General features: G+C 63.7%; 19 protein-coding genes and 1 pseudogene. 10 read left to right on the plus strand and 10 right to left on the minus strand.

The genetic code is table 11. The features are described from left to right. Window positions 1-290: 290 nt before the first annotated feature. Window positions 291-1,493 (plus strand): aromatic ring-hydroxylating dioxygenase subunit alpha, encoded by a 1,203-nt coding sequence (locus EN851_RS14590; protein ID WP_135929490.1) that lies wholly within the window; start codon window positions 291-293, stop codon window positions 1,491-1,493. Window positions 1,494-1,537: 44 nt separating this feature from the next. Here EN851_RS14590 and EN851_RS14595 read toward each other — a convergent pair whose 3' ends face one another. Then, window positions 1,538-2,155 (minus strand): TetR/AcrR family transcriptional regulator, encoded by a 618-nt coding sequence (locus EN851_RS14595; RefSeq protein WP_281040980.1) that lies wholly within the window; start codon window positions 2,153-2,155, stop codon window positions 1,538-1,540. A gap of 115 nt (window positions 2,156-2,270) precedes the next feature. Here EN851_RS14595 and EN851_RS14600 point away from each other — a divergent pair. Beyond that, a pseudogene (locus EN851_RS14600) lies at window positions 2,271-3,303 on the plus strand (aldo/keto reductase). 31 nt (window positions 3,304-3,334) lie between these two features. Continuing rightward, entirely contained in the window at window positions 3,335-4,093 is a 759-nt protein-coding gene (locus EN851_RS14605; RefSeq protein WP_127872036.1) for an SDR family oxidoreductase, read from the plus strand. A 144-nt stretch (window positions 4,094-4,237) separates the two neighbouring features. Here the strand turns inward: EN851_RS14605 and EN851_RS14610 are convergent, their stop codons facing one another. Continuing rightward, window positions 4,238-5,656 carry an aminotransferase gene (locus EN851_RS14610; protein WP_135929491.1) on the minus strand — a complete coding sequence of 473 codons (1,419 nt, stop codon included), beginning with the start codon at window positions 5,654-5,656 and terminating at the stop codon, window positions 4,238-4,240. 267 nt (window positions 5,657-5,923) lie between these two features. On the opposite strand from EN851_RS14610, the gene EN851_RS14615 reads away from it, so the two are divergent. From EN851_RS14615 to EN851_RS14625, 3 genes are read left to right on the plus strand one after another with little or no spacing between them, the layout of a single operon-like run. Beyond that, entirely contained in the window at window positions 5,924-6,841 is a 918-nt protein-coding gene (locus EN851_RS14615; protein WP_135929492.1) for an ABC transporter permease, read from the plus strand. Continuing rightward, window positions 6,838-7,659 carry an ABC transporter permease gene (locus EN851_RS14620; protein WP_135929493.1) on the plus strand — a complete coding sequence of 274 codons (822 nt, stop codon included), beginning with the start codon at window positions 6,838-6,840 and terminating at the stop codon, window positions 7,657-7,659. Before EN851_RS14615 ends, EN851_RS14620 begins: the two co-directional genes overlap by 4 nt. A gap of 52 nt (window positions 7,660-7,711) precedes the next feature. Continuing rightward, entirely contained in the window at window positions 7,712-8,785 is a 1,074-nt protein-coding gene (locus EN851_RS14625) for an ABC transporter ATP-binding protein (RefSeq protein ID WP_135929494.1), read from the plus strand. Here the strand turns inward: EN851_RS14625 and EN851_RS14630 are convergent. The 5 genes from EN851_RS14630 to EN851_RS14655 form a co-directional block, all read right to left on the minus strand. Continuing rightward, entirely contained in the window at window positions 8,749-10,059 is a 1,311-nt protein-coding gene (locus EN851_RS14630; protein ID WP_135929495.1) for a flavin monoamine oxidase family protein, read from the minus strand. The genes EN851_RS14625 and EN851_RS14630 overlap by 37 nt on opposite strands. Beyond that, entirely contained in the window at window positions 10,056-11,132 is a 1,077-nt protein-coding gene (locus EN851_RS14635) for an extracellular solute-binding protein (protein ID WP_135929496.1), read from the minus strand. Before EN851_RS14635 ends, EN851_RS14630 begins: the two co-directional genes overlap by 4 nt. A gap of 402 nt (window positions 11,133-11,534) precedes the next feature. Further along, the gene (locus tag EN851_RS14645; protein ID WP_135929497.1) at window positions 11,535-12,617 is read right to left on the minus strand and encodes an ABC transporter substrate-binding protein; all 1,083 of its coding nucleotides are present in this window, start codon (window positions 12,615-12,617) and stop codon (window positions 11,535-11,537) included. A gap of 25 nt (window positions 12,618-12,642) precedes the next feature. Then, window positions 12,643-13,353: a transcriptional regulator BetI gene (gene betI / locus EN851_RS14650; RefSeq protein ID WP_245520745.1), complete on the minus strand. Its 711-nt coding sequence runs from the start codon at window positions 13,351-13,353 to the stop codon at window positions 12,643-12,645. A gap of 27 nt (window positions 13,354-13,380) precedes the next feature. Next, window positions 13,381-14,181, minus strand: coding sequence for a methyltransferase domain-containing protein (locus EN851_RS14655; protein ID WP_135929498.1), 801 nt, complete (start codon window positions 14,179-14,181; stop codon window positions 13,381-13,383). Window positions 14,182-14,461: 280 nt separating this feature from the next. Here EN851_RS14655 and EN851_RS14660 point away from each other — a divergent pair, with 280 nt between their 5' ends. From EN851_RS14660 to EN851_RS14675, 4 genes are read left to right on the plus strand one after another with little or no spacing between them, the layout of a single operon-like run. After that, window positions 14,462-16,081, plus strand: a complete 1,620-nt coding sequence (locus EN851_RS14660) for an NAD(P)/FAD-dependent oxidoreductase (protein WP_135929499.1) — start codon at window positions 14,462-14,464, stop codon at window positions 16,079-16,081. Next, window positions 16,068-17,633: an NAD(P)/FAD-dependent oxidoreductase gene (locus EN851_RS14665; protein ID WP_135929500.1), complete on the plus strand. Its 1,566-nt coding sequence runs from the start codon at window positions 16,068-16,070 to the stop codon at window positions 17,631-17,633. The genes EN851_RS14660 and EN851_RS14665 overlap by 14 nt, the downstream gene beginning before the upstream one ends. Window positions 17,634-17,636: 3 nt before the next feature. Further along, window positions 17,637-18,896 carry an aminomethyltransferase family protein gene (locus tag EN851_RS14670; RefSeq protein WP_135929501.1) on the plus strand — a complete coding sequence of 420 codons (1,260 nt, stop codon included), beginning with the start codon at window positions 17,637-17,639 and terminating at the stop codon, window positions 18,894-18,896. A 2-nt stretch (window positions 18,897-18,898) separates the two neighbouring features. Beyond that, window positions 18,899-19,144 carry a hypothetical protein gene (locus EN851_RS14675; RefSeq protein WP_135929502.1) on the plus strand — a complete coding sequence of 82 codons (246 nt, stop codon included), beginning with the start codon at window positions 18,899-18,901 and terminating at the stop codon, window positions 19,142-19,144. A gap of 7 nt (window positions 19,145-19,151) precedes the next feature. Here EN851_RS14675 and EN851_RS14680 read toward each other — a convergent pair whose 3' ends face one another. The 3 genes from EN851_RS14680 to EN851_RS14690 form a co-directional block, all read right to left on the minus strand. After that, window positions 19,152-20,210 carry a dipeptidase gene (locus EN851_RS14680; protein ID WP_135929503.1) on the minus strand — a complete coding sequence of 353 codons (1,059 nt, stop codon included), beginning with the start codon at window positions 20,208-20,210 and terminating at the stop codon, window positions 19,152-19,154. A 97-nt stretch (window positions 20,211-20,307) separates the two neighbouring features. Next, window positions 20,308-20,607: a GNAT family N-acetyltransferase gene (locus EN851_RS14685; RefSeq protein WP_015315410.1), complete on the minus strand. Its 300-nt coding sequence runs from the start codon at window positions 20,605-20,607 to the stop codon at window positions 20,308-20,310. A 4-nt stretch (window positions 20,608-20,611) separates the two neighbouring features. Next, complete coding sequence (locus EN851_RS14690) at window positions 20,612-21,229, minus strand: alpha/beta hydrolase (protein ID WP_135929504.1); 618 nt, start codon at window positions 21,227-21,229, stop codon at window positions 20,612-20,614. Window positions 21,230-21,232: the final 3 nt, after the last annotated feature.

The following is a 21,232-nucleotide window of genomic DNA, read 5'->3' on the forward strand; positions in this document are numbered from 1 at the left end:
GACCTGAGTGGCGGGTTGCCCTCCGTGCGCCGCAGGGGCTTTCTTGCCAGCGCAATACCTTGTCCGAGGGTCGCGATTTGCAGCGTGACCCGGCGACGGGGCGGAGGTTATGGAACTCTGGCTAACACCCGGATTTTCCGGGGTTTTCGGGGCCCGCGGCGGAGCGGGATACCGTTGGAGCCGGGGCCTGCATTTTCGATAGGGAACCTGCGTATTTCGACAAGCCATTGCATTTCAATGCAAAATATGACTATATTGAATGCATATCCAATAAAAAGAAGAGACGTTTCATGAACCCGCACCTCCGTGACGTGGCAATCCCGAACGATTGGGACCGGCGGGGATTACCGGGCTGGAGTTACCATTCCGCCGCCCTCCTCGAACTGGAGAAGGAGCATGTCTTCCGCAATCATTGGCAGATCGCCGGACATGTCTGCGATATACCGAATGCCGGCGATTATCTCACCATGGATGTCATTGGCGAGCGTGCTCTGATCGTACGCGGCAAGGACGGCGTCGTGCGCGGCTTCAACAACATGTGCCGCCACCGCGGCAGCCGCGTCGTGGCCGACAGCCAGGGCAATTGCAGGAACGCGCTGGTCTGCCCGTTCCATGGCTGGGTCTACAATCTCGACGGTACGTTGCGCGGCGCCGCCCGGCCGCGCTCCTTCCCCGACCTCGACAAGACCGAGTTCGGCCTGATGCCGCTCGATCTCGAAGTCTGGATGGGCTTCATCTTCATCCGCTTCCGCAATGGCGGGCCACAGCCCTCGGTCGCCGAGCTGTTGAAGCCGATCGAACCCGAATTCGCGCACTACAAGGCCGCCGACATGGTGCCCTCCTGGGGCATCTGGACCCAGAAGACACCGGTCAACTGGAAGTCGGTGCGCGACGTCGACAATGAAGGCTATCACGTCGCCATGGCGCATCCGGCCCTGCAGGATCTCTACGGCGCCACCTATTTCGACGAGCCCTTCGTCAACGGCGTCTCGCGCTCCTTCGCCACCTACAACCCGCATGCCGGCCGCCGCTGGAGCGTCAGGAACTACGTCAAGATCGCGCCTGAGCCGACGCATCTGCCGGACCATCTCAGGAAGGCCTGGGTCTATTACGGCATCTTCCCCAACGCCGTTCTGTCGGTGATGCCGGAATCGGTGCAGTTCTATCAGGAGTTTCCGCTGTCGACGGGTGAGACGCTGCTGCGTGGCGCCATCTATCGCTACCGCGACGAAAGCCGCGAGCAGGCTGCCGCCCGCTACCTCTCCTTCCGTATCGACCGCGACACCATGTCGGAAGATGTGCAGCTCTCGGTCTGGTCGAACGAATCCATGCTGTCCGAGGCCTTCGAGGGGTTTTACCTCTCCGACCTCGAATATGGCGTACGCACGCACCACGACCACCTGCGCAAGCAGATTCCGGTGCTCGGCCTGGATACCGCGCCGGAGGAAAAGGACATGTGGAATCTGAACGACGCGCTGCGGTCGCGGTCGTAGGTGCGCGCGACCGCACTATAGGCCGGACGATTCCTACATCACTCCTACGACGACTTCGCGCCGTAGCGCAGCCCGTCGACGAGGAGAGCCACCATGCGCTCCGCGCGGCCGCTCCCGGCATTGTGGGCCGACATACACAGGCTCGCCACCGCGCCCAGTAGCTCGTCGGCATCGACATCGCCACGGATTTCGCTGGCGGCGATCGCCGCGTCGAGAAGCGTGCGCAAGGCAGGCCGCAGCCGCTGGTCGAAGTAGCCCGGCAGGCTGTCGAACGCCGGATCTCCTGAGTGCAGGGCCTTGGCCAGGCCACGCTTGGCGGCAATGAAGGCCGCGTATCGCTGCATCCAGGCCGCCAGCGCGTCGAAGGGCTCATGCCCGGCCGACAGGACGGATGCTGCGTCCGCGCAGCCATCGATCTCCCGGCGAAAGACGGCGGCGATCAGGTCGGAGCGCTGCGGAAAGTGCCGATAGAGAGTACCGATGCCGACGCCCGCCTTTTCCGCGATTTCGCGCACCGGGGCGTCGACGCCCGAGGTCGCGAACACCGCCATGGCGGCCTGGAGCAGCGTGTCGAGATTGCGTTGCGCGTCGGCGCGCACGCGTCGATCCGCGCCGCCTCGCAGCCCCACGCCAGCGTCTGAATCGTCCGTTCTGTCGTCCAAAATGCACCTGCTTGCCAAACGGAACAATGTTCCGTATAATGTGGAACATGGATCCGTTTAGGCTGAATAGCACAGCAAGGCGGTTTTAGCCACAGCCAAGCACGAGGAGAGAAACATGCAGTATCGCCCGCTCGGACGGACCGGCATCAAGGTCAGCCCTTACTGCCTGGGCGCGATGATGTTCGGCAGCATCGCAAACCCCGATCACGACGAATGCATCCGTATCATTCACAAGGCTTTGGATTTTGGCATCAACTTCGTCGACACCGCCGACAGGTACAGCAACGGCGAGTCGGAGGAGATCGTCGGCAAGGCGCTGAAAGGTCGGCGCGACAAGGTCGTGCTGTCCACCAAAGTGAACGGGCAGATGGGCAAGGATGCGAACAGCCAGGGCAATTCGCGCCGCTGGATTATTCAGGCGGTGGAAGCGTCGTTGCGCCGTCTGCAGACCGACCACATCGATCTCTACCTCATACATCGCCCGGCACCGGACACCGACATCGAGGAAACGCTCTCGGCACTCACCGATCTGATGCGCGCCGGCAAGGTGCGCGCGATCGGATCCTCGACTTTCCCGCCCTCCGAGATCGTCGAGGCCCAGTGGGTCGCCGAGCGGCGCGGGCTCGCCCGTTTCCGCGTGGAGCAGCCGCCTTACTCGATCCTCGATCGCGGCATCGAGCGCGAAGTACTCGCCGTCTGCGAGCGCTACGCAATGGGAGCGATGGTCTGGAGCCCATTGTCGAAAGGCCTGCTCACCGGGCGCTACCGCAAGGGGCAACCGCTGCCCGACAGCCTGCGGGTGAAATACATGCCGACGCAGATGTCCGATGAGCGCAGTCTGGATGCGGTCGAGCAACTCATCCCGCTGGCTGAAGAGGCGGGGCTGTCGCTCACCCACATGGCGATGGCTTTCGTCATGGCTCATCCGGCCGTGACGTCGGCCATTCTCGGGCCACGTACGATGCAGCATCTCGACGACCTGCTCGTCGGCGCCGAGGTTCACCTCGGCGACGAGGTTCTGGACCGGATCGACCGGATCGTCCCGCCCGGGGACTGACGTCGGCTTGAACGAGGCCAACTACAACCCGCCGGCGATCCTGCAAGCCGATCTGCGCCGCCGGCCGACCGCCGAACGCGCCGCTGCATAAATCCTGAACAACCGTCGAAGGAGAGATCATCATGCTGGATAGACCCGTCGCCTTGGTCACCGGGGCCAATCAAGGAATAGGCCTTCAGATCGCCAGGGATCTCGTGGCGCACGGCTTCACCGTGCTGGTCGGATCGCGCAATTTCGAGCGCGGCGAGGCGGCGGCCCGTGATATCGGGCAGGACGCGCGCGCATTCCAACTCGACGTGACGGATCAGGCTTCGATCGCCGCCGCGGCGGAGCGTATCCGCAATGAGCTTGGCCGCCTCGACGTGCTCGTCAACAACGCCGCCATCTCGAACACCAGCAAGCGGCCCGGCCAATCCATCGAGGACTATGCCAAGCTGACCCGCCCGAGCAACGTGTCCCTCGACGAAGTGCGCGCGGTCTGGGAGACCAATGTGTTCGGCGTGCTTGCCGTCACCCAGGCCATGCTGCCGCTGCTGCGCGAAGCGCGGGCAGCCCGCATCGTCAACGTGTCGAGCGGCGTCGGTTCGCTGACACGCAATGCGGACCCGGCCTTCCCCTACCGCTCGATCTTCGGCCCGGTCTACCCCGCGTCCAAGACGGCGCTCAACGCCATGACGTTGGCCATGGCGATCGAGCTGGAGCCGACCGGAATCAAGGTCAACGCCGTCTCGCCGGGCTTCACCAAAACCAACCTCAACGGCTATGCCGGCACCGAGACCGTCGAGCAGGGCGCCCGCGAGGCGGTGCGTGTCGCGATGCTTGGCCCGGACGGCCCGACAGGGACGTTCACGCACGCAGAACTCGGAACGATTCCCTGGTGATCCGGATACCGCTCTTCAGGGCTTGTCCGCCGTTGCCGGGACAATCTGCCGCGTTGCGGCGTCCATGGCTTGCGGAAAATTGCTATAATTTCGAACTGATCGCCAAGACGTACCGGCGGCATCCCCCGCGAGGGGGATCGGCTGTCATCCCCGCCACACGCCCTCTTTCCTGAGATCATCCATCGTGCGTGAAATGCCTTCGCGCAGGATCGCCACCATGTCGTCGATCTGCTCGCGCGTGATGATCAGCGGCGGCGACATCACGCACATGTTGATCAGTGGCCGCACCAGCAGGCCAAGTTCGTGGCAGTGGGCGTCGATGCGCTTGCCGACATCCTTGTCGAGTTGCAGTGGATCCTTGCTTTCGCGGTCGGCGACGCATTCCACGCAGCCCATCAACCCCACGCCGCGCACCTCGCCGACCAGCGGCAGCTCTTCCAGCGTCTTTAATTGCGCCTGGAAATAGGGCGCGACCGCCTGCGTGTGGGCAAGCACGCTTTCCTCCAGCAGGTCGAGATTCTTCAAGGCCACCGCGCAGCCGACGGGATGGCTGGTGTAGGTCAGGCCATGGCCGAACAGCGCGTCGGGATGGTTGGACCGGCGCAGGTTTTCCAGCAGCCGTTCGGAAATGATGACGCCGCCGAGCGGGAAATAGCCTGAGGTGACGCCCTTGGCGAAGATGATCATGTCGGGATCGATGCCGAACACATCGCCCGAGGCAAAGACATGGCCAAGCCGGCCGAAGCCCGTCACCACCTCGTCGGAGACATAGAGGATGTCGTTGTCACGGCAGATCTCGCGGATGCGCTTGAGATAGCCGTCGGGCGGCACGACGACGCCGCCGGAGGCCTGCACCGGTTCGCCGACGAAGGCGCCTATTCTGTCGGCGCCGACGCGCGCGACCGTGTCGCGGAACTGGTGGACGAGGAAATCGGTGAAGGCGGCAAGGCTCATGCCTTGCGGGCGCCGGAACGGATCGGGCGAGGACAGCTTGACCACCAGTTCGTCCGCGCCATCCATCCAGTCGCGATCGCGGGGACGGCCATTGAGCGAGGCCGACAGATAGGTCGAGCCATGATAGGCGCCCCCTCGGCTCAGGATGAGCTTCTTTTCCGGCCGGCCACGCACATTGTTGTAGAACTGCATGAAGCGCAGCGCCGTCTCGACCGCGGACGAACCGCCCGTGGTGTAGAAGACGTGGCTGAGATCGTCTGGGGCATGGCCGGCGATGCGTTTGGCAAGCTCCGCCGATGGCGCGTTCATCGTGTACCAGGGCGTGTTGTAGGACAGCGCCATCGCCTGGTCGTACATCACCCTGGCGAGTTCCTCTCGACGATGGCCGACATTGACGCACCACATGCCGGCAGGCCCATCGATCAGCCGCTTGCCGGCGCTGTCGGTGATGTAGATGCCATCGCCCTCGCCGATCAGCGCGCGCGCTTCCGAACCGACGGAACCGGCATAAGGCCAGGGCTGGATGAGATGACGCTTGGCCAGTTCGGCCGCATCGTCGTTGCCAGGGCCTGCCGTTTCGCGTGCCTCCAGATCTCTCACAGCCGCCATCATCGCCTCCACATCATCCGTCGAATTTCCCGGGCATCAATCCGGTCCGCCATGGCCGAATCGTCGCTCTGCTCGCCTGATTTTGAATGTCCGTTCAATCAACATTGCAGAATTAGCGCTTGATTTCAATCCGCGGATGCGCGCATGATGAAAGAAAGCCGGCAAGGGGAACATAGCCGGCGCCAGCCCAATGGGATGCCGTATGGCGGGACAGTCCAGGCCAGCAACCGAGATCGCACCCGGAGCCCTGCCCCCCGGTGCCCAGCAATGACGGTGGCTGCGGAAGGGTCGCCCCCGTTGCGCATGTCGCGGGCCAGACGAAATGCCCTTCTGCGATCGGAGCCCGTACAGGGCTTTGCCCTGATCAGCCCGACCTTCCTCTACGCACTCATCCTGCTGGTCCTGCCGATCCTGGTGGTCATCGCCCACTCCTTCTGGACGCAGCACTACCTGACGATCGACCGCACCTTCACATTGGAGAACTACCGTGTCGCGCTGACCGAGCCGATCTACCGCGATCTGTTGTGGCGCTCGCTCTACATCTCGCTGACGGTCAGCCTGTTCACCGTCGTCCTCGCCTACCCGATCGCCTACTTCATTTCCTTCCATGGCGGCCGTCACAAGAGCCTGTGGCTGTTCCTCATCACCATACCGTTCTGGACCAGCTATCTCTTGCGCGTGATGTCGTGGAAGGTCATCCTGGGCTATAACGGCGTCTTGAATTCCGGCCTGATGGGCCTGGGCATCATCGACGAACCGTCGACAGCCCTGCTCTACAATTCGAGCGCCGTCATCATTACCCTCACCCATGCCTGGGCGGCCTTCGCCATTCTGCCGATCTTCGTTTCGCTGGAGAAGGTCGACCGCACGCTGGTCGAAGCGGCTACCGATCTTGGCGATGGCCCCCTGCGCTCGTTCCTGCGCGTGACCTTGCCGCTGTCGGCGCCAGGCATCATTTCCGCGGCGCTGATCGTCATGATCCCGACGGTCGGCGACTATGTCACGCCAAAGCTCGTCGGCGGCAAGGACGGCGTCATGATCGCCAACGCGATCCAGGCGCAGTTCGGCAAGGCCGCCAACTGGCCGCTCGGCGCCGCACTTTCCGTTACCACCATGCTGATCGTCTCCCTGATGGCGGGCGCCACGGTGCTGATCATCCGCACCTTGCAAAGGATGGCGCGATGAGGGCGCGGCGCTTCCTGCCGGGCGGCTGGCTGTCGGCCTATGCGTTCCTCTACATCGTCTTCCTCTATTTGCCGGTCATCTTCCTGCCGATCTTCTCGATCAACACGGCGGCGACGCCGAAATTCCCGCTGACTGGCTTCACCCTGCAATGGTACGAAGACCTGCCGCGCACGCCGGCGCTGCTCGACGCCACCTGGAACAGCCTGATCGTCGGCGTCTCGGCGGCCATCCTCTCCACCGTACTCGGCATCCTCGCCGCCCGCTCGATCACCCGCTACCGCTATCCCGGCCGCCGCGCCATCAACGGGCTGATCATGGCGCCGCTTGTGCTGCCGGAAGTCATCGTTGCCATCTCCATGCTGCTGGTGATGCTGCAGTTGGGCCTCAGCCTTTCGCTGTTCACCGTAGTGCTCGGCCACGTCCTGGTCTGCATTCCCTATTCGATGACGGTGCTGACCTCCGGCTTCGAGGGTTTCGACCGCAGCCTCGAGGAAGCCTCCGCCGATCTCGCCGAAAGCGCCTTCGGCACTTTCCGGCGGGTGACGTTGCCCATGGTGGCGCCGGCGATCATTTCCAGCCTGCTGGTCTGCTTCACCATCTCGCTGGACGAGTTCATCATCGCCTTCTTCCTGACCGGCACCGAGGCGACGCTGCCGATCTACATCTGGGGCCAGTTGCGCTTCGCATCGAAACTGCCCGGCGTGCTGGCGCTCGGCACGCTGCTTTTGGTCGCCTCCTTCCTGCTGATGACGATCGCCGAAATCCTGCGTCGCCGCGCGGCCAGACGCACCCAGAACGAGGGAGGCCTCTATGCCTGAGCAGCCGCGGATCGAGCGCCCTCACGGGGACAGGATCCAATCCGAAAGACCGATGATCGAGATCCGGAACGTCACCCGCAGTTACGGAGCGTTCAAGGCGCTGGACGACGCCTCCCTGACCATCAGGGAGGGCGAGTTCTTCTCGCTGCTTGGCCCCTCGGGTTGCGGCAAAACCACGCTTTTGCGCATGATCGCCGGCTTCGACAATCCGACCAGCGGTTCGATCGCGGTCGGCGGCCAGCCCATGGAAGGCATCCCGGCCAACCGCCGGCCGACCAACATGGTGTTCCAGAGCTACGCGATCTTCCCGCACCTCAATGTCGAGCAGAACGTCGCCTACGGGCTGAAGCGGTTGAAGCTGCAGGGCGGCGAGGAGAAGCGCCGGGTTGAGGAAGCACTGGCGCAGGTCTCGCTCACCGGCCTCGGCAAGCGGCTTGCCACCGAGCTTTCCGGCGGCCAGCGCCAGCGCGTCGCGCTTGCCCGCGCCCTGGTGATGCGGCCAAAAGTTCTGCTGCTCGACGAGCCGCTGTCGGCGCTTGACAAGAAGCTGCGCGAGCAGATGCAAGTCGAGTTGCGCCGCCTGCAGCAGGCGGTCGGCATCACTTTCGTACTGGTCACCCACGACCAGTATGAAGCGCTCGCAATGTCCGACCGCATCGCCGTGATGTTCGGCGGCAAGATCGCGCAGGTCGCCTCCCCAAAGGAAATCTACCAGCGCCCGGTCAACCGCCAGGTCGCCGACTTCCTGGGCGGCATGAATTTCATCAAGGCCGAGATCGTCGAGGAGAACGGCGCATCGCTGGTCGTCGACACGCTCGGCTTCGGCCGCATCAAGACCGACAAGCCCAAGGCCTTCGTGCGCAATGGCGGCGCCGCAACGCTGGGCATCAGGCCGGAGCGGCTGCGCGTGCTATGGGACAATGCGAAAGCCAAATTCGAGGTCGCCGGCAAGGTGGTCGAGCGCCACTATTTCGGCGAGATCACCCATCTGATCGTCGAAATCCCGGGCCTGGAAAAGCCGCTGTCGGTGACAGAGACCAACGATTTCGGCGCCGACGATATTCCGGTCGGCACCCCGATCCGCCTCGCCTATGATCCCGAAGCCCTGGTCGCGATGGCCGACTGAACATCGGCGATGATCCTGCGCGCCGCGATGCGCCCGGCCATGATCGCGCCTTCGACATAGCCCGGGAATGACGGCGACAATTCCGACGAAGCGAAATGCAGCGGCGGCGCACCGGCAAGAATGGTGCGCTCGGCATCTCTCGCCGTCGCATCGATGATCAGGTCGCTATAGGCACCGCCGCTCCAGCCATCGTGCGTCCAGTCGCGGCGGCTGAAATCGAGACTGTCCGCTGCCTCCGGACCGAGCGCCTCCACCAGCCTCGTCGTCACCTGCGCCCGCAGATCCGCCTCGCCGAGTTCGTGCCAGCCCAGCGCCAGCGGCCCGCCAATGAAGACGACAAGCGCCGCATGATCGGGATCCTTGCTGGCGTCGCAGGCAAACAGCCCCGGCAGATCCCGCCACATCACCATCCCGCTCAAATCCCGCTCGCGCCAGAATGGCCTGGGATAGCGCACCAGGATCTTGATCACGGCGCCGCTTTCCCAGGCGCCGAGCGCCCTGTCCAAGGCTGCTGGCAAGGGGGGCGTAAAATCGAGCTTCGCGGCTGTCGCCGGCGGCACGGCCACCAGAACGGCGCGTGCTTCGATCACGCCGTTGCTCGAGACAACACGAACCCCTGGCGCACCATATTCGATGCGGGTGGCCGGTTCACCCAGCCTCACCCAGCCGCCGAGATCATCAGCCAGATCGTCGGCTACCGACTGCATGGTCTCGCGCAGGGAATATTGCAGCTCCGGCACCTCATTGGTGATGCGCCGGTCATTGTCGATCAGGTACCAGAGCGGCACCTTCTCCAGCGCCAGGCACCACAGGCCCTCGATCATCGACCGGAAGGCCGCCTTGGCGTCAGCCGTGTCGTTCTGGCCTTCGAGCCAGTCGGCAACGGTCAGGCCTTCGATCGCGGGATCGTCGGGCTCGATCCCGTTCATGCGTTCGCGGATCGCCATCGAGGCATGATAGGTCCGCTCGGCTCTCGGGGCCGACATCGCCGGATGGGTGATGAAATCGCCCTCGACGTAGGTCTCGACGAAGGTCTTGGCGCGGACCCGCGCCAGTTCCATCAGCTGCGGCATGTCCTCGCACAGGAACTGGCCGCCGCTGTCGATGCGCTCGCCAAGTCCGTTTCGCATGGCCTCGACGCGGCCGCCGACACGATCGCGGGCTTCCACCAGCACGAAATCGACGCCGGCGCGCTTCAATTCGATCGCGGCCGAGAGGCCGGTGAAGCCAGCCCCGACGATGACGACGCCGGTCCTTTCTGTCTTGTCGCTCAATAGCCGGCCTTGATCTTCTCGAACTCGGCGACCATGCGCTGCTTCAGCTCCGGCGCGACGGGTTGCTGGAACAAGGTCTTGTCGAGGAACTTGTCGAGATTGTCGAAGCCGCGGTCGGCCAGCACCTTGTGGTCGATCGCAGCCATCCCGGCGCCATTGCCGTGGCCGTAGCCGAAGGTCTTGACCATATAGTCCGACACGCCGGGCGCATTGACGGCGCTGAGGAAATCATAGGCCTCGTCGAGCTTGCCTGGCGCATCCTTCATCAGCACGTAGCCGCACACCCAGGTCGAAATCCCTTCGTTGGTCTCGCGGTTCATGGCGATCGGCAGCCCCTGTCCCTTCAGCGTCACGAAGGTCTCGTTCCAGCCCCAGACGAGGTCGACCTCGTTGCCGATAAAGGCCTGGTTGAGGTCGGTGTCGTCGATCCAGTAGAAACGGATGTTCTTGTGCACGTCACGCAGGAAAGCGGACGCCTGCTTGAACTGGTCGTCGGTCATCTTGGTCCAGTCCTTGAGACCGATGACTAGGCTCGCCAGCGCATAGGCGTCATCGACATTGTCGCCGATGGTGACGCGGCCCTTGAACCGCGGATCGGCGAAAATCTTGAGCGACTGTGCCTGTTGGGCCGTCACCTTGTCGGTGCGGTAGAGCAGCGAGGTGTTGCCCCAGTCGAATGGCATGAACCAAGCCTTGCCGTCGGCGGTGACGGCGAGATCCTTCATCGCCATGATACCTGGATTGAGATCCTTCCAGCCAGCGATCCGGGACGTGTCGAGCGGCTGCAGTAGGCCGGCCTCGCGCCACTTCACCACGCTTTGCGAGCAGGGATGCGCGACATCGGCCTTGAAGCCTGCCCGCATCTTCTCGAAGGCCTCGTCCTCGTCGCCGAAGAAAGCAAAGGTCGGCTCGGCGCCGTATTTGGTCGTGTACGCCGGATGCAGCAGCGGATCCTCATAGCCCGACCAGTCGAATACGACGAGGTTACCGCCGCCTTCGGCGAGCGCGTAAACCGCGCCGGCGCCAACCATGCAGGCGGCGGCGACAACAAGACGGCGAAGCGCGGAATTCATGGTGCGAAAACTCCCCCATCGCGAAAGATGCCGAGAGCGAGGTTAGGAGAATTCCCAAGCTTTGGCGAGGCCGCGAATTCGATGGAGCAACCACTTCGGACCAACTTGCGGCCGGGACCGGCAATCATTGAAGTCAGCGCTGCCCCTCATCGCCCTGCCGGGCACTTCTCCCCGTATGGCGACGGGGAGAAGAAGGCTGCCCGCAGTGCCGGCACTCTTCCTGCAACGTCGGCGATTGGCGAAACCGGCGACGACAGCGCCCCTCTCCCCGTCACTATACGGGGAGAGGATGCCGGCAGGCAGGTGAAGGGCGGCGCCAGCGCTCGAATGGATGATGGCAACCCGAGCGATCACCCTAGTTCCATATCCGAGCGGGCAGGAACGGCCACTCGAAAGCAGGCCTCAATAGCCCGCTTTGATCTTCTCGAACTCGGCGATCATCTTGAGCTTGAGATCGGACGGCAGCGGCTGCTGGAACAGCGTCTTGTCGACGAATTTCTGCACGTCGTCATAACCCTTTTCCTTCAGGACGGTCTGATCGACGCCGGCCATGCCCTTGGCGTTGGCCTGGCCGTAGCCCCAATCCTTGACCAGCACCTTGGCGATCTCCGGATCGTTGACTGCGTTGAGGTAATCATAGGCCTTGTCGATGTTGCCGGGAGCATCCTTGAACAGCACATAGCCGCAGACCCAGGTCGAGATGCCCTCCGCCGTGTCCTTCTTCGACTTGATCGGCATGCCGGCTGCGACCGACTGCACGGTCGCATCGTTCCAGGCCCAGGCGAGGTCGACCTCGCCCCCGCTCAACAACTGCACGATGTCGGTGGTGTCGGTCCAGTAGGAGCGCACGTTCTTGTGCACCTGGCGCAGGAAATCGGATGCCTGCTTGAACTGGTCGTCCGTCATCTTGGTCCAGTCCTTCAGGCCGATGGCGAGGCTCGCCAGCGCATAGGCGTCGTCGACATTGTCGCCGATCGACACCCGGCCCTTGAACTTCGGATCGGCGAACGCCTTCAGCGACTGCACGTCCTTGTCGTCGATCTTGGAGGAATTGAAGGTGAGCTGCGTGTTGCCCCAGTCCCAGGGCATGAACCAGGCTTTTCCGTCATCGGTGGTGGCGAGATTCTTCATCGCCATGATACCGGGATTGAGGTCCTTCCAGCCTGTGATCTTCGACGTGTCGAGCGGCTGCAGCAGGCCAGCCTCGCGCCATTTCACCACGCTCTGCGAGCAGGGATGGCCAAGGTCGGCCTTGAAGCCGGAACGGACCTTCTCGAACGCCTCGTCCTCATCGCCGAAGAAGGCGAAGGTCGGCGAATCGCCGTTCTTCTCGACATATTTCGGGTGGAAGCCCGGATCCTCGTAGCCGGACCAGTCGAACACGATCAGATCCTTGTCGGCGGCGATCGCCAAGGCGGCGGCGGAAGCCGCCAGGGTTCCGGCCAGTGCGAGCGTCAGTGTCAGGCGTCTTGTCAGTGTCTTCATTGCTGTTCCATCCTCTGTGGTTTTCTTATGATTTCGTCTTTTCTGATGATTTGGTCGGGGCGGCGGCGTTCCGCGGGTAGTGTTTCGGGAAAGCCGCCGACAGGAATTCGTTCGCCGCCTGCAAGGAGGTCTCGCGGGTCGTGTTCTCGGTCCCCATCATCAGCCGCAGCCAAAGCCCTTCCAGCATGGCGCTAAGCGCCAATGCCATGACCTGCGGCTCATAGGCGTAGCCGCCGCTCTGCTTGAGCGTCGCACAGAGCTCGATGAAGATGTCCTGATAGACGACGTCGCGGGCGCTGCTCAGCGCCTGGTAGGTCGGCCGTGACTTGGCCTCGCCCCAAAAGGCGCACCATGCGGCGAGCTTGCGCTTGTTGCAGATCGAGCGGTCGAAGTCGGCAGCGACCAGGGCCTGCAGTTGGTCGGCAGGATCGTCGCCTGCTTTCTGCAGCGCATTGCGCCAATGCGCCGAATACTCGTCATACATATACTGCAGCGTCGCGACGAGCAGCTTTTCCTTGCTCTCGAAATGGAAATTGACGATGCCGCGCGACAAGCCGGCGCCATCGGCGACGTCGGCCATTGTCGTCTCCGAATAGCCGCGCTTGGCGAGCGAATCGATCGTCGCCTCGATGAGCTGAAGCTGCCTGACCTCCTTCGAGGCCTTGCGCCCGCGCTTCTCGGATTCGGCTTTCCGCGCCGGTTCAAGGAGCGCGTCCCTGGCGTCTGCCGTTTTCATGCGTGTGATGGTCTCCAGCATCGCCGGCTATCGCTTTGCATCCGGCTTCGACCCGCGAAGATGAGTGGGACGGTGCTCTCCACTGTCAAGCACCTTCTGCATGGCTTCCCAGGTTCGTATGTTCTTGTCGACATAGGCCGCGCCCACCACTGCGGCAACGGCCGGATAGAGTGGTCCCTTCAGCCTTTCGAGCTCCCCTCGCGCCACCTCGCGGTACCAGGGATTGCGGTCCCTGACGGTGACATCGGCAAAACCGGCGCCACGCATCGCCTTGGCATAGCGCGCCGGCGAGGCCATGGCGAAGGACAGCCCCTCGGCCGCGACATACGCCTTCATGTCGGGTGATGGTTCGCCGTCATGCGAGATCATCCAGTTGGAGGCGGCAAAGACCCCGCCCGGCTTGAGCACGCGGAAAATCTCGGCGAAGAGCCCGTCCTTGTCGGGCACATGCAACAGCGCATCCTTGGAAAAGACGACATCGAAGGAGCTGTCGGCGAAAGGCAGCAATCCCGGAGGCGCCTGAACGAAGCCGGCGCGCTCGCCAAGGCCGCGCGCGGCGGCGCGCTGTCTGGCCGCCGCGATCACCGGCCGTTCGACATCGAAGCCGGTGGCGTGGGCCGCGCCGTGACGCTCGACCAGATGCAACGTGATGCCACCGCAGCCACAGCCGATATCGAGGATCGTCCTGCCCTTGAGCGAAAGCCCCTCCACCACCCGGTCGACCTCGTCCGGCCCGCCTGGCGACAGGTAGCCATCGCCCCACAGCGCCTCGAGGAAGCGGATGGCGGTGTCGTCATATTCCGGTTCGGCGTCTGCCGTTTCGATCATCAGCCCTCGGTCCCCCAATCGACGGAATGCTCGGTTCGAACGCCGGCGAAGCGTAGCGCAGATGCGGGAAAACGCAATATCATTTGTTGAACATTCATTCAGAATGGCTGGACAGAATGGCTGATGTCATGCCAAATTCCGCGCATTCGGGAACAGATCACGCAAAAATGAAGAGCGGGTCGCCTAATTAATTCGAGGAAAAGTGTGAGCGGTTTTCCCCGGGAGAAGCGCATAGCGCTTCCCCTTGAGAATGACGCAAAACAGGGAGGACTGGGCCACAATGAAAGCTTGGGATGCGATCATCATCGGCGGCGGACATAACGGTCTGGTCAACGCCTGCTACCTCCAGCGCGCCGGCCTCGACGTGCTTGTGGTCGAGAAGAACGACTGGGTAGGCGGTGCTGCCACCAGCCGGGAGCTGACGCCGGGCTTCCTCTACTCCAACTGCTCCTATGTCTGCTCGCTGTTCCGCCCCGAAATCATGCGCGACCTCGACCTGCCGCGCTTTGGCCTGCAGGTCATTTCCTATGAGGGCGGTGCGGTGTTCACGCGCGACGGCGACTACCTCGCCAATTACCGCGACCACGACACGCACCGGCGCGAATTCGCCCGCTTCTCCAAAAGGGATGCCGAGGCCTATGACCGCTACTCTCGCGACGTGACGCGCCAGTGCCGCTTCATCCAGCCGTTGCTGATGCGCACCGCGCCGGACCCGACCAGTTTGCGGCCGCGCGACCTCGGCGAACTGCTTTATCTCGGCAAGAAATTCGCCGGTCTCTCCGCCGAGGAAATGGCGCTGACGCTGCGCTTCTGGACGATGTCTATCTCGGAATTCCTCGACGAATATTTCGAGACCGACGTCATCAAGGCGAACTTCGCGCTATCCGGCATCATCGGCACGGCACTCGGACCGATGTCGCCCGGCACCGCTTACGTGCTGCTGCACCACTATATGGGCGAGGTCGACGGATCGGTCGGCGCCTGGGGCTATGCGCGCGGCGGCATGGGCGCCGTCACCAAGGCGCTGGCAGCCTCCTTCAAGGCCTCCGGCGGCACGATCCGCACCAGCGCCGAGGTCGACCATGTGCTGGTGAACAGAGGCAGGGCCAAGGGCGTCGTTCTTGCCGGCGGCGAGGAGATTTACGGCAAGCTGGTCGTCTCCAATGCCGACGTGAAGCGCACCTTCCTGAAGCTGGTCGAGGAGAAGGAACTGCCCGACATCTTCCTGCGCCGGGTCAAGAACTTCAAGATCCGCGGCTCCTCAGGCAAGGTCAACATCGCGCTCGATTCGCTGCCGGAATTCCCGGCGCTGCCGAAGGACTCGCCAGTCTATCGCGGCGACATGCATTTCACCGATTCGATTGAGCGCATGGAGCGCGCCTATGACGACTGGAAGGCCGGCCGTTGGTCCGCCGATCCCTTCCTCGACATGGTGATCCCGACGACGCTCGACCCGACCATGGCCCCGCCGGGAAAACACTTCATGAGCTGCTTCGTGCAGTACGCGCCGCCCAAGGTGAACGGCCGCGAGTGGACCGATGCCGACCGCGACGGTTTTGCTGAAAGCGTGATCGCGCAGATCGCTGAATACTCGCCGGGGTTTCGCGACCGCATCGTCCACATGGAAGTGCGCACGCCGCGCGAAATCGAGGCCGAGGTCGGTCTCACCGAAGGCAACATTTTTCAGGGCGAACTCACCTTCGACCAGCTTCTGTTCAACCGCCCGGTGCCGGGCTATGCGCAGTATCGGTCGCCGCTCGGTGGGCTCTATATGTGCGGCTCCTCGACCCATCCCGGTGGCGGCGTCATGGGCGCGCCCGGCCGCAATGCTGCGGCCGAAATCCTGCGCGATCTCGCAAAATCCACCTCGCATATGAGGCCGGCCCATGACGTTATTTGATGGCATCGTTATCGGCGGCGGCCACAACGGGCTTGTCGCTGCCGCCACGCTGGCGAAGGCCGGCCGCAAGGTGCTGGTGCTGGAAGCCGCAGCCGAACCCGGCGGCGCGGCGCGCACCGAGGAATTCGCGCCCGGTTTTCGCGTCTCGTCGATCGCGCATGTGCTGAACCGGCTGCACCCCGATGTGATGAAGACGCTGGAGCTGGAAAAGCACGGGCTGCAAATCGCCCGCGCCGACTTCATCCCGTCAGTCGCATTGTCGAAAGATGCACCGCCACTTGTCCTGCATGGCGCCTATGGCGAGGTGCTGACCGGCGCCAGTTCGTCGGAACAGTCCGCCTGGAAGGATTTGCGCGCGCAGCTGTTGCGCTATGCCGGCATATTGAAGCCGTTCCTGTCGCGCCGGCCGCCTGATCTCGGTGGCATGTCGCTGCTGGAGACAGCTTCGCTCGGCCAGACCGCGCTAGCGTTGAAGAAACTCGGCAAGGAAGACATGCGCGACTTCCTGCGCGTGCTTCTGATGAACGTTGCCGACCTGCTTGACGAGCAGCTCGCCGACGACAGGCTGAAGGGGCTGCTCGCCTTCGATGCCACCCTCGGCAGTCATCTTGGCCCGCGCTCGCCGACCTCGCTGCTCGGGCTCTATTATCGTCTGGCCGGAGAGATCGGCGGTGCGGCCGGAGCGCAACTGCTGCCACGGGGTGGCGTGGGCGCGGTGGTCGTGGCCATCCGCACTGCCGCCGAAAAGGCCGGCGTCACGATCCGCACATCGGTGCCCGTCGCAAGGATCATTGTCGAGAAAGACCGCGCCGTCGGCGTCGTCCTCGACAATGGCGAGGAGCTTCGCGCCAGGACGATCGTCTCCGCCATCAACCCGGCGACCACCTTCCTCGATCTTGTCGGACCACGCGGGATCGATACCGGCTTCATGCGCAAGGTGAAAAATATCCGCATGAAGGGTGATGCCGCCAAGCTCCATCTGGCGCTCGACCGGCCACCCCAATTCACTGGCGCCGATGCCGCCGACCACAAGGGGCGGCTCGTCATCGCCCCCTCCCCCGACCATGTCGAGCGTGCCTTCAATCCGTCGAAGTACGGCGAGTTCTCGCCCGAGCCGGCGATGGAGATAACCTTGCCCAGCCTTGCGGACCCGTCGCTGGCGCCGGACGGCGCCTGCGTGCTGTCAGCCGTGGTGCAATACGCGCCCTATCAGTTGAAAGAGGGTTGGAACGCCGGCAAGCCGAAATTCCTCGAGGCAATCCTGGCTCGGTTGGAAGCCTACGCGCCTGGCATCGGCAAGACGGTGCGCCATGCCGAACTTCTGACGCCTGCCGACATCGAGAAGCGCTACCGTATGCCCGGTGGTCACTGGCATCATGGTGAACTGCAGGCAGATCAGATGCTGATCTCGCGTCCTGTCTCCGGCTGGTCGGGCTATGACACGCCGCTCGACGGTTTGTTCCTGGCCGGTGCTGGTTCGCATCCCGGTGGTGGTGTTTCCGGTGCGCCCGGGTTGAATGCCGCGCGGCGCATCATCGCGATGAAAGGGTAGGTTATGGCTCAGGCAACCAGGAAGAAGCCCGTTGCAACGACAGCCAATGCGGCTGTTTCTGCCCGCACCCTCGCGCAAACCCACTTCCGCACGCTGCGTCTCGCCACGCCGTTCCAGCCGCGCCTCGATGCGCTGGCCAAGACCCAGGACTGGTACAATTGGGCCGGCTACCGCGCGCCGCATTCGCTCTGGGACGAGGAGCTCGAATATTTCGCCATCCGCAGCCAGGCGGCAGTCTTCGACATCTCGCCGATGACCAAATACCGCATCGAAGGCCCGGATGCCGAAGCCTTCCTCGACCGCGTCACCTTGCGCGATGTCACCAAACTCAGGCCCGGCCGCGTTCATTACACCGCGTGGTGTGACGATGAAGGTTTTGTCCTGGACGACGGCACGCTGTTCCGACTTTCGCCAACCCGCTTCCGGCTGTGTTCGCAGGAGCGGCATCTGCCCTGGCTGCTGGACAGCGCCCTTGGTCTCGACGTCACCGTCGAGGAGGAGACCGAGGCCGTCGCCGGGCTCGCCTTGCAAGGCCCCACATCTTTCGCCGTGTTGCGCGATGCGGGCTTCACCGGTGTCGAGAAGCTGAAAATATTCGACCTCGCCGAGTTCCCGCACGACGGCGGCACGGTCATCATTTCACGCACCGGCTTCACCGGCGATCTCGGCTACGAATTGTTCGTGCCGGCCGACAAGGCGCTGAGTCTCTGGGACCGGCTGATGACGGCAGGCGAACTGCGCGGCATCAGGGCCATCGGCTATACCGCGCTCAACCGCGCGCGGCTCGAAGCAGGGCTGATTGTCGCCAATGCCGATTTCACCACCGCCGAACACGCCATCCGCGCCGACCGCCTGCGCATGCCCGACGAGATCGGGCTCGGCTTCATGATCGATCTGGAAAAGGCCCATTTCAACGGCCGCCGCGCCATCCTCGAAGCGAGGACAAGACGCAGACTGCGCCATGTCCTGGTCGGGCTGGAGATCGAGGGCAACATCCCGGCCGAACACGCCATCGTCTACTACAAGAAGAGCCAGGAAGTCGGCTTGGTCAGCGCCGCCATGTGGTCGCCGATGGCGAAGCGCAACATCGCCATCGCCTCGCTGGCGCGGCCCTATGGTGATACTGTCGTGGAAGACCTCTGGGTCGAGATCTACGCCATGCGCGAGCTGCAGTACCAGAAGCTGATGAAACGGGCCAAGGTGGTGGCGCGCCCCTTCATCAAGCTCGACCGCCGCACCGCCAACCCGCCGGCGGATTTCTGAGCATGGCCGAGGAAGAAGGCGAAACCGCCGAACAGTGGGAACTGGTCAACACGCCGCTCGGTGAGAAATGGTCGGGCCGAACGCGCTACGCCGCCGCCATGTTCTTCTACAAGCGCGACGAGATGAGTGCGGAGACCCTGGAGGTCTACCGCATCTGCGCCAGGCTCGATTCGGAAAACCCGTTGCCGATCATTCGCGACCGTGGCGTCGGCAAGGATTGGCTGAAGCGCATGGGCTACGACAAGTAGCGCCGGCTCAGCCGATCGTGCGCTCGAGCATGCTTAGCCAGTTGCGGTAGGCGATCTTTTCGATCAGCGCGCGGCCGAAACCGCGCGCCGCCAGCGCATCGACGAGTTTAGGCAGACCGGCGACGTCGCCGATGACGGCCGGGATCATGGCGCCGTCGAAATCCGAGCCGAGACCGACGCCGTCCTCGCCCAGAGCCTGCAGCAGGGAATCGATATGGCGCACCATGATGTCGAGGCTGGTGTCGGCATTCATGCGGCCGTCCTCGCGCAGGAAGCCGGTGGCGAAGTTGAGGCCGACCATGCCACCGGACTCGCGGATCGCGCCGAGCTGCCAGTCGGTAAGATTGCGCGAATGGCCGCAGATCGCGTGCACGTTGGAATGGGTGGCGACCAGCGGCGCATTGCTGATTTCAGCGACATCGCGAAAGCCCTTCTCGTTGAGATGCGAGAGGTCGATCATGATCTTGAGTTCGTTGCACGCCTTGACCAGCGCCTTGCCGGCATCGGTCAGGCCGGGTCCGGTGTCGGGCGAAGACGGAAAGCGGAACGGCACGCCGTGGCCGAACACATTCGGCCTGCTCCAGACGATGCCGAGCGAACGCAGGCCCGCGGCATGCAGAACATCGAGCATGGTGAGTTCGGGATCGATCGCCTCGACGCCCTCGATGTGGAACACCGCGGCAATCGTACCTTGCGCCATGGCATTGCGCACATCGCCGGCACTGCGGCAGATCGCCAATGCGCCGGCGCGTTCCAGCCGGAACAGGATGGACGCCATCGCGATCGTCGAGTTGAGCGCATCGGCGCGCGGAACCTCGGGCGGCAGCGGCTCGCTGTCGCTCGGCGCCGAAGGCACGGCGCTGCGCCGCGCTTTCTCGACCGGCGGCGGGAAGATGGCGAACATGCCACCGGCGAATCCGCCGGCCTTGGCGCGCGGCAGGTCGATATGGCCGCCCGATTTCCCTTCGACGAACAGCTTTTCGACGTCCCTGTCCTTGGACTGATAGAGCCTCAGCAGCGTGTCGTTATGGCCGTCGAAGACGGGGACGAGGTCGGATTCGGTCATAGGGGGGTCATTCGGTTCGTTCATCGGCGCGGGAGCGATATATCATACCCACTTAGGCAAGATGTGCTACCCGCGCAAATGACAAAGCCTGTCCGACCTATTGCTTCAGCACGTCGGCCCATTCCGGATGGCGGCGGAACTGGGCGTTGGCGAACGGGCAGAGCGGGATGATCTTCTTGCCCGCCGCCCGCGCATCCTCGACGGCGCGGGTGACGAGCCGAAGCCCGGCGCCCTGGCCGCGAAAGGCGTCCGGCACTTCGGTGTGATCGATGATGAGCTGGTGCTCGCCGATCTTGGTGAAGGTCATTTCGGCTTCGGCGCCGCCGGCGCCGCGCAGGACGTAGCGACCCTTGGAACCGCGATCTTCAAGTTCGATCTCTGGCAGCTGATCGGGCATGTCTTTACACTCCTTGGGCACCGGCAAAAAGCCGCCGCGCCGCCTCGATTTCGTTTGGCCGCACCTCGTGCCCGCCTTCGTGCCACTCCACTGTGACATCGGCGCCATCGGCACGCAAATAGGCTTCGAGCCGCGCCGTCAGGTTCGGCGGGCAGATCGGATCGCGCCTGCCGGCGGTCACCAGGATGTGACGGCCGGCAAGGCTGCCTTTCACCTCCGGCTCGAACGGGATCAGCGGATGCATCAGCACCGCGGCTTCGAAAAGATCAGGGGCTTCGAACACCAGCGAGGCCAGGATGTTGGCGCCGTTGGAATAGCCGAGGCCGAGCACGGCCGATGGCGTCGTCGCCTCGACATGGGCCTTGACGAAGCCCACCATCTTGCCCGTCGCCCGCGCAAGGTCGTCCATGTCGTAGACGCCTTCGCCGGTGCGGCGGAAGAAACGCGCGGCACCTTGTTCTGAAACATCGCCGCGCGGCGAGATGATGGTGGCCTGGGGCGCGAGATCGCGCCCCAGCGAGACAAGCTGGCTCTCGTCGCCGCCCGTGCCATGGAAGACGAAGAGCAGCGGACCACCCGGCGAACCGGGCAGCATCTTGTGGATGAAAGCGTCCTTGCTCATCGC

The organism is Mesorhizobium sp. M8A.F.Ca.ET.208.01.1.1, assembly GCF_004791315.1.
Lineage (GTDB): Bacteria > Pseudomonadota > Alphaproteobacteria > Rhizobiales > Rhizobiaceae > Mesorhizobium.